This is a genomic window from Streptococcus mitis (genome assembly GCF_003942965.1).
Lineage (GTDB): Bacteria > Bacillota > Bacilli > Lactobacillales > Streptococcaceae > Streptococcus > Streptococcus mitis_BH.
In genome coordinates this window covers 1-2,348 of record NZ_RJOG01000057.1, presented here as the reverse complement: position 1 = coordinate 2,348, position 2,348 = coordinate 1, and the positions used below count along the sequence as shown (strand labels likewise).

Annotated in this window: 1 pseudogene; it reads left to right on the top strand. The window is 32.6% G+C overall.

Annotated elements, in window-relative coordinates:
• Positions 1-88: 88 nt before the first annotated feature.
• Positions 89-2,348, top strand: a pseudogene (locus D8837_RS09150) (hypothetical protein); the annotation flags it as partial.

The following is a 2,348-nucleotide window of genomic DNA, read 5'->3' as shown; positions in this document are numbered from 1 at the left end:
GCCATATTAATGTCTTTATTGATTGGATTTCATAAAATGATTTATGATATAATATATTATGTAAAAAATAGGCTGGAGGCGAGGTTCTGTGAGCAAATGGAATACGATTGATGAATTAAGGGATATTTTTATTCGTAAATATACGGATTCTGAGTTGAGTAATGAACTTGAAAAGGCCTGCAGCGAAGAATATGAATTGATGCGTGATTATAATGGGCGTCAGATTTTAGAGTTATTACAGAATGTAGACGATGCCTATGGAGATATAAAATCAGAAAACGACTCCAGCAATGATGAAGTGAAAGTTCGGATAACCTATAAAAATAATATTTTGGAAGTTGGAAATACAGGTACGTCATTTTCAAAAGATACAATTGAAAGACTGTGCTTAGGAAGAGCAAGCAACAAATCTTCACAAAATATTGGAAATAAAGGGACTGGTTTCCGTTCTTTGCTAAACGATGCTGAGTGGGTTGAATTGTATTCGGGAGAATTTGCTATTCGATTTAGTGAAGAATTCACGAAACGTCTGTTTGAACAATATGTATCTAGAGAGTCAGACAAATTCAGTGAACTAATTTTTGAACAGCAGAAAAATTGGAAAAAAGAAGATTACGATCTATGTTTTCCGATAATGAACTGTCCTCAACCAATAAACAAAGTTGATTCTGATTTTGATACGTTAATCCGAGTAAAGCTAAAAGAAACTAATTTAAGTAAAGGCACGAGTGTCGCTAAACAACTTCAGCAACCATTTTATAAGTCTTTGTTATTTTTACCCAATGTAACAAAAATAGTTATTGAGACATCTGATGATGAAAAAATATCAGAGAAAATTGTCGATGGGCATGACGTGCTGATAGAAAAAAGTGATGTCACAGGTCAAGCACCGTCTGAAGAATATTTTGTTTTCGATAAAGAATCTAGGATAGGGGATAAAGTTGCTAAAATTGCAGTAGCCGTTTCTAAAGATTCTGATTACGATTACTCCAAAGAAAAACTATATTGCTACTTTCCAGTACGTAACTTTGGTACACCAATTCATGCACTTATAAATGCACCGTTTATAACTAATAATTCACGTGACGATGTCCCGGATGATAGCGAACAAATAAATAAGAAAATATTTATTGAAGTGCTCAAATTTATATCTGAAGTAGCTGAAGAATTATCTAAGCCTGAATATGAAGATATAGCATTAAAAATGGTAACTCCTTTTAAAGAGAATAAACTATGGGACATAGATGTATTTGACTTAAAGAACGAATTCCTGGGTAATTTATCTAATGCCCAAATACTACCGACTGTAAATTGGCAATATATTTCTATCAAAGATAATCCAAAGCTTTTCCTTCAAGAATTCCCAGAGGAGCTAATAGGTGAGACATTTTCCACCTTGTTGCAATTATTAGAAACAAACGAAAATAACCAACTAGTACAAGAACTTGCTAATTATAATGAATACACTGGCCTGTCGTTTGATGTAGATGAACTATCTGATAAAATCAACATTCTTTCATCTTCTTGGGAAAATAGAATAAGGACAAAAGTGTTCTTATGGTGGAGTGAGCAATATAAAAGTTCTCCGATTGTCCCTAAGCTATTAAAGGACAATAGTGACAATTGGTTGATGAAATCAGATAAGGTATTCTTACCGACCGATACAGGTGTTACTGTGCTTCCAAAAGAGCTGTCTTCTTGGGTTAGTTTAAGCATTTTGAATCAAACATATGTTGATGAGTTAATTTATCAGATTAAGACTTCATCAAGTTGGCAAAATAAATGGGAAGAAACAGCTAATGCATACAAAGCTGAACGTACAGGAGATAAACGTATTCTAGATGCATTCAGTGAAAAATATCTTGCAATTGAATTCACTGAGCAAAGCAGTTCAGATTTGATCATTGGAACGATTAATCGACAAATTGACACTGATGAAAAATCTATCAGTTTCATTAATTGGTTTTATGATAACTACAATGAAAAACTATCAGCTGGAAGTGAGCTGTCTAAAGTTCCGTTTAATCTTCCAAACGTTGCTGGAGACGTTCAACCTTCCAATAAAATGTATATTGGAAAAGAGTATGGCAATGAATTAGGAGATAAGCTTTTTCAAGATACAGATTACACGGCATTGAAAAAAATAGATTGCTCTAGTTTTGCTGAGGAGAGAGATTTTCTGTCATTTATTCTTCGATGTGGTGTTTCCAAATATCCTAAGATTTATGATAACGATTCTTTAAAAAATGATGTTGGATTTAAAAATTTTATTAATAACAAATATAAGGATGAAATAAAATTTACGAATATTAATTATTTAACGTCTAAGTACATCAGTAATTTTGAAG